The following is a 6,109-nucleotide window of genomic DNA, read 5'->3' as shown; positions in this document are numbered from 1 at the left end:
GTTATTTGTGGCATCTCCTTCAGGAGGTCTATCGTCATCCGGTAGGACGTGTCGAGGTAAATCCGCAGACAATGGAGGGAGACGAGCGCATAGTCGGCGAATCCGCCGCCACCTTCCGGGGCGGCGGATTCGTCTCCATCGCCAGTAACTCTTTGAGAAATCGGGACAATCTCGCCAGTGAAGCGGGAGATTTGCGTCATGACCATTCGCAGTCTCCCGCTTCAACTCCTTTGATTTAGCGACCTATCCCGTCGCCATCTAGTGATTCAACACAGCCGAAGACATTGATTTCGAAATTGAATTCGGGAATGGGACAGTCTCGCTACTGATTGCTAATGATGATGAAATAGGGACAAATGAACGGAGTGAATACGATCTGCCATCTTACCGCAGTGAAGGGTTCCGATACTTCCTATCCTTCTTCGTCAAACTTCTAGCAAACTCAGACAACCTACTCCAAGACAATCTGATTCTGTTAGATGATGCCGGTGTTCACCTCCACCCTGACGCTCAAAAAGACCTCCGTGAGTCCCTCGAACGACTTGCTGAAGATAACCAGATTATCATGGCCACACACTCCCCGTTCCTGATCAACAGCGATGACACATCCGAGATTCGACTCGTGGATACACAGGGAGACAAGCTAGGAACACGAGTCATGGAGAAGATGTCACAACACGACGCCTCGGGAGACGATGCATTTGCTTCGGTGAGAGCAGTCATCGGTGCAGGGTTTGCTGACTCACTTTTCGCCAACAAACGCAATATTCTGGTTGAGGGGACCGCAGATGAAACCTATCTGAAGGGTTTTTCAGAGTCGTTTGAAGAAACTAGGTATCCTAGTCTTGACGAGGAGAAGACCGCCGTAATTGACTCTATGGGAGCTTCGAAGATGGGAAAGTATGCAAAGATATTCGAAGCCGAGGGGTATGAGTACGTCTGCCTCTTTGATTCTGACACTGCGGGTGAAGACCACTCGGATAATCTCAAGACAGACTATGGGGTGGATGAAGAGCATATCCATCTTCTGCATGATTCGATTCCAGCATTAGCCGACTACAAAGCTGAGATTGAAGATTTGATATCGACAGATCTCTACTTGAATGCAGTCGCTGCGACACACGAGGAAATCGACCAGAGTGAGGTTGACGAGTTAGAGATACCAGACCAAAATCAACTAACTAATGAGGTTAATAGAGAATTTGGTCCGAAGATGCACGGAATAAACAAGCGTGAAGTCGCACGGACTATCGCTGATTGGGCCCGTGAAGACGATTCTCGAATTGACGATGAGACAGAAGAGAACTATGCGACGCTAATAGCCCATCTTATACAGAAAATCGGAGGGAGTGTGGATACCGATGAATTCGGCACTGAGGATGGACAGGTCGGTGTCTCGGATCTAGCCGAAAATGGCAGTTAACTTCTGAGAACTCGATTCCCCTAACCTAAATTCCTCTTAAAACCGATATACAATATCTCTATTGACCTGAATAATCACGTAAACAAATCATCAAGTAATAATTAACATCCTGCATTACATCATCAGGTTATACGATGGATTCGTCTGAATATATTAAAAAAAGAATTCAATCTCTCAAGCAGGATTCAGAGGAAATCCGTAATATATCTCCAGTCACAAATGATTTTGATAGTTGGTCTGTCCTGAAACTAATACTCCACTCTGCTGCGGTTAATATGTACACAAAGGTCCTCTACAACAACGATTTTGATGACCTCTACTATATTGACGCGCTTGCTGGTTCGGGGATTTCAACGTATAATAGCGGTGAGTCGTGTTTCCTTGGCTCCCCGGTAATTGCAGCTAAGGTTGCGCAAGAGCCATTCAAAAAAATGTATCTTATTGAGAATGACGATGACAAAGCAGATGCGTTGAAAGCAAGGATGGAGTATATTTTTTCGACTCATGACGACGCCGAAAAGCCAGAGGAATTAGTAATAAAGAGAGGCGATGCAAATCAGAAAATTCCGGAGGTCGTCAGTGACATTTGGCAGAACAGCGAGGGGCAATTCAACTATTACTGTTTCATTGACAATCAAGAATTGAATGTTAGGTGGGATGCTATAGAGGAACTGACTCCTAAGCCGTGGGGCGATCTGCTCATCAACCTCCCAATAGCCTCAGCTATCGGCCGTAATGCGACTACTACACCCGTTCCTGAGAAATTAAATAAATTCTATTGTTGCGACCTGAATGAACAGAATCTACCAAATAGTGATATCAGACCAGTAATGCGCGGTCTATACGAGGATTGTTTAGCACAAAGGAATCGGGCTGTCCAGCGGACTGTGAACGTCGATGCTAACGTAGGAAGTTATGAATATGACCTCGTTTACGCAACCCGTGATATCTCAGGAGGAAATGGGTATATCAAGGTCATTGACCATGTTAAGGAATTTATTGAAGACGTTGATGCAGGGGACATTGACAATATCCACAGCGTTCTGTATGATGACCAATCCTCGCTTGAGCAGTACCTACCTGCAGGGAACATTGACGACGAGATTGTCGCTGAAGACAATACCGATACTGACGATAACCAGTCCAGTTTAGGAGAGTTCTGCGACTAACAGACCACTACTCTACCCCGACAGGGGTGGCAGGCGCAGGCTCCTGCGGCACATTCCGTCCCGCAAACTCTTCAGGCGACTGGCGCTCCCGCCAGGACTGCAACCACGCTGCTGTCTCTTCGTCGACGTGCTTGATCAACTGCTTGTCGGGCCACAGATGGATAGGCAGGTCCAGCTCACGCCCAATCTCTTGAACCCACCGTAGGTGATTCGTCGCATACTCGACCCACTGGTCACGAGATCGTAACGTATCCAACTCCTCAGCTAACTCCGTTTCACCAGCGTCCCGCGCTGCTTCGACAGTCATCTCGAAGTTCCCACCACGTGGGTTGATCGGCTCGTGAAATACTACAGCAGGATCACACTCAGCAACCCGCTCCAACTGCTCCCGAAGGTCAGTCTTGTCTTGCGTGGGATAGGTCGGACTCATGCTGACGAACGTCTGGACGCCATGTTCGTTGAATTCTTTCAGGCCCTTTAACCGCAACTCCGGCGCTGGTGTACTTGGCTCAATTGCTCCGACTTGATCGGCATCCATACACGGTATCGATGATCCGATAGTAACGTGCTCGCCCCCATCCTGAAATACATCCAAATCCTGCAGCGCCAGAATCGGGTTTCGCGTTAGGACTCGTGTATATTTTTCATGGCTGGTCAGTGCATCCACGACATTGCGGGTAATCTTCCCCGCACGACCATCCATATAGCAATCAGTAGAAAAAGAGACTCCAACTACACCCTGTCCTCGTTTGGTTGGATTCCAAGAGCGCTTCCGATCCAAGTGCTCGTCAAGCCGTTCACCTAACCCATCCCGATAGAGGACGTAGTTCCCCCACTCTTTCTGGCCGTTATCAACGTCGGCTTCCTCTTTGAGCATATCTGGTCGCGTCCGAATATTCGGCGTCGACGGCACATAGCAGAACTTGCAGCCGTGGCGACAGCCTGTCGCTACGTTGACAACGTAATCACACAGGTGCTTGCTGTTGAGTCCCGACTCACTGAGAACCGCCTTTGTGGGGTCCTCTCCCGTCCGTACGTCTTCGTGACCGTCTGTCATATGTTATCTTGTCTTTCTCGTCTACTACTAGATATAAGTGCATGCAACCAACCCAGTTCCAGTTTCACTTTCACTCCGCGTGGCTGACTTCTAATGGGGTCCAGTATAAAAAGACAGGTAGGAGCAACACGCATGGAACTCACCTGGGGCACCGGCGATAGCTGGTTCGAGCGGACGTACGCCGTCGAACACGCTGGGACGACCATTGCTACGTTCGACGACCAGCCAACGCTCGATGAGCTGCGTGAACTCTCACGCCAGCATGGCGGGACCACCGAGCGACTTGACCTCTGGCAGGCTGGCCTCCTGTGTACCCAGTGTGACAGCGAAATTAACGACCGTTTTGCCGCCAACCCACAGGGAGACCTGCTGTGCTGGGATTGTGCAACTGATACCGACAGCCATGACGAGCAGGGTATCACGGTCAACACTGACCCGACGAAGTCGGTAATGAGCGAGTCCCACCTCCACACCAAGAGCCTCTGTGACCACGTCATCAACGTCGCCACCGGCTGCCGGCACGGCTGTGAATTCTGCTACGTGCCAACGACGCCGGCTATCGACAGCCGGGATGATATGCTCGCCGAGCAGGCCGGCGTCGACGATCCACAGACCGACTGGGGAAGCTACCTGCTATATCGAGACGACCTCCCAGAGCGACTGGGCAACATCCTCGACGAGCGTGATCCCAGCGACCGCAAGCAGACCGACCGTGGCCGCGGCGTCGTGATGCTGTCCAGCGGCACGGACTGCTATCAGGACCGCCGGACAGCCCAGATTACTCGCGGCGCTGTCGCTGAGCTCATCACACACGACATTCCCGTTCGTATCCTCACGCGAAGCCCCGCGGTGACTCGGGATATCGAACTCTTCCAAGCTGCCGGCGACAGGATTACCGTTGGCTCCTCGATCCCATCCTTCGATGCGACACTTGTGCGGGCGATGGAGCCGAACGCGCCGCCACCGATGACTCGCTGGCAGGCGCTGGATACGCTCCAACAGGCCGGTGTGTCCGTGTTCGTTTCGATGTCCCCCACATATCCAACCATGGATGAGGACGGCTTTCACGAACTGCTCAGCTACTTCAGAGCGCTCGGTGAGGTCGTCGTCTTCCACGAGCCAATCAACCCACGCGGCGCGAACTTCCAGCAGTGTCTCGATGCCGCGCAGCAAGCCGGCTACGATGACGTCGTCGAAGAACTCCAGCAGATGCAGGACAGTCACCAGTACTGGGTCGAGTACGCCCTTGACCAGCTGAACACAGTCCAGCAGGTGGCCACGCGTTTCGACGGCCTGCAGGTCCATTCCTGGCCTGACGACGAGCTGGTGCGGTCGACCAGTGGGCAACTCCGCTCGAAGCTCAAAGCAATGCAGCAGGCCGTCTCACCGGAATCGTTCTCCGACTGTGCGCCAGACTCGTCACCCGAGCAATCCGAATTAGCTCGGGACGGCGAGTCCGTGGATCATCTTATCTAACGACCAGCATAGCTAACCAACAACTGGAACGGGATTGCCTCAGTGTTGGTTTGCTACCTCCCACCGAACCACTCATTCCTCAACAATCTCGATTTCCTCGCAGGCAACTATACGCTGTCTACACCTGATCTAGAACGTCAAAAGAAACGCTCACCACCGGAACGTCATTCCACTACTGTCTCGATCAAGCCCTCCTGCTGGAACCACTGCGTGCTTATCGGCTAGGAGCATTGTCTGCGGCCCCGTTCGCGGCCGAACTTGCGTTCTCAGCGGCCCCAGCCTCACTGCTGCCAGGAGTCATCCCGCTGATCGACTCACCGAGGCCACCAGACTCACCGCCGGCTGCAGAGCTGACCTCGGCTAGGATGTTCCCGACGAAGTCCGGAACCTGCGCGGGGAGGTCTGTCGGCGGACCTGCCTGCATCGCCATCTGTGCCGTATCGGTTGCGAACTGGACCATCGTCAGCGGATCTGCTTCGAACATTGCAACTCGACGTATCGGGTGGGAGGTGATAAGAGGGATAAGCCGTAAGCCCGATCGCTCTTGTGAAGTACATTGTTGGTGAGTCAGAGAACTTCTCGGATAATCTGTTTCAGTGCTTCTCGTCCCGGTTTGCGGAGGACTCGTCGCCGAAGTTGGAACGGTCTGAGATACGCTGTCAGTTTGTCTTTTGAGACACCTCGGTGCGGCGAGAGCCACCGTCGCGCCAGCGACGCGTGGCTCTCGCACGTGTTCACGTGTGCGTCTTCATCAACGTACTCGCCGTCACCGTGAATTACTGATTCTCGGTGGAAGCTCTCGTCATCGTCGAGTGGWTCGTAGGCCCGAAATCCGTCCGTGTAGACGGTCAGCGACTCCTTCTCGTGGTTGKCGAGAAGGAGTCGCACGGTCGCTTCATCGGTGGATTTCGCTGGGACGACGTATCGCTGACCGCTGCCGCGATCAACGAGCGTGAACACTGGCGGTTTGTCTCCCTCATACGT

At 52.7% G+C, this 6,109-nt stretch carries 6 protein-coding genes and 1 pseudogene; 3 read left to right on the top strand and 4 right to left on the bottom strand.

Annotated features, from left to right (window positions below):
* Window positions 1-200 (bottom strand): annotated as a pseudogene (locus AMS69_RS19510) (IS5/IS1182 family transposase); the annotation flags it as partial.
* A gap of 83 nt (window positions 201-283) precedes the next feature.
* On the opposite strand from AMS69_RS19510, the gene AMS69_RS19505 reads away from it, so the two are divergent.
* Entirely contained in the window at window positions 284-1,423 is a 1,140-nt protein-coding gene (locus AMS69_RS19505; RefSeq protein ID WP_080508875.1) for an AAA family ATPase, read from the top strand.
* A gap of 134 nt (window positions 1,424-1,557) precedes the next feature.
* Window positions 1,558-2,592, top strand: a complete 1,035-nt coding sequence (gene tcmP, locus AMS69_RS19500; protein WP_053969693.1) for a three-Cys-motif partner protein TcmP — start codon at window positions 1,558-1,560, stop codon at window positions 2,590-2,592.
* Window positions 2,593-2,599: 7 nt separating this feature from the next.
* Here the strand turns inward: tcmP and AMS69_RS19495 are convergent, their stop codons facing one another.
* Window positions 2,600-3,469 (bottom strand): radical SAM protein, encoded by an 870-nt coding sequence (locus AMS69_RS19495; protein WP_238378595.1) that lies wholly within the window; start codon window positions 3,467-3,469, stop codon window positions 2,600-2,602.
* Window positions 3,470-3,781: 312 nt separating this feature from the next.
* On the opposite strand from AMS69_RS19495, the gene AMS69_RS19490 reads away from it, so the two are divergent.
* The gene (locus AMS69_RS19490; protein ID WP_053969691.1) at window positions 3,782-5,125 is read left to right on the top strand and encodes an SPL family radical SAM protein; all 1,344 of its coding nucleotides are present in this window, start codon (window positions 3,782-3,784) and stop codon (window positions 5,123-5,125) included.
* A gap of 214 nt (window positions 5,126-5,339) precedes the next feature.
* Here the strand turns inward: AMS69_RS19490 and AMS69_RS19485 are convergent, their stop codons facing one another.
* Both AMS69_RS19485 and AMS69_RS19480 read right to left on the bottom strand, forming a co-directional pair.
* Window positions 5,340-5,609, bottom strand: a complete 270-nt coding sequence (locus tag AMS69_RS19485; protein ID WP_053969690.1) for a hypothetical protein — start codon at window positions 5,607-5,609, stop codon at window positions 5,340-5,342.
* An 83-nt stretch (window positions 5,610-5,692) separates the two neighbouring features.
* On the bottom strand, window positions 5,693-6,109 hold a 417-nt coding region (locus AMS69_RS19480), incomplete at its 5' end, for an IS1595 family transposase (protein WP_155120018.1).

Source organism: Haloarcula rubripromontorii (assembly GCF_001280425.1).
Classification (GTDB): Archaea; Halobacteriota; Halobacteria; order Halobacteriales; family Haloarculaceae; genus Haloarcula; species Haloarcula rubripromontorii.
The sequence above is the reverse complement of the archived record's forward strand: the minus strand, read 5'-3'. Positions and strand labels throughout refer to the sequence as shown.

Excerpts from the sequence above, each read along its gene's own strand:
- AMS69_RS19485 (WP_053969690.1), bottom strand. The coding sequence starts at position 5,609 with ATGTTCGAAGCAGATCCGCTGACGATGGTCCAGTTCGCAACCGATACG.
- AMS69_RS19495 (WP_238378595.1), bottom strand. The coding sequence starts at position 3,469 with ATGCTCAAAGAGGAAGCCGACGTTGATAACGGCCAGAAAGAGTGGGGG.
- tcmP (WP_053969693.1), top strand. The coding sequence starts at position 1,558 with ATGGATTCGTCTGAATATATTAAAAAAAGAATTCAATCTCTCAAGCAG.
- AMS69_RS19490 (WP_053969691.1), top strand. The coding sequence starts at position 3,782 with ATGGAACTCACCTGGGGCACCGGCGATAGCTGGTTCGAGCGGACGTAC.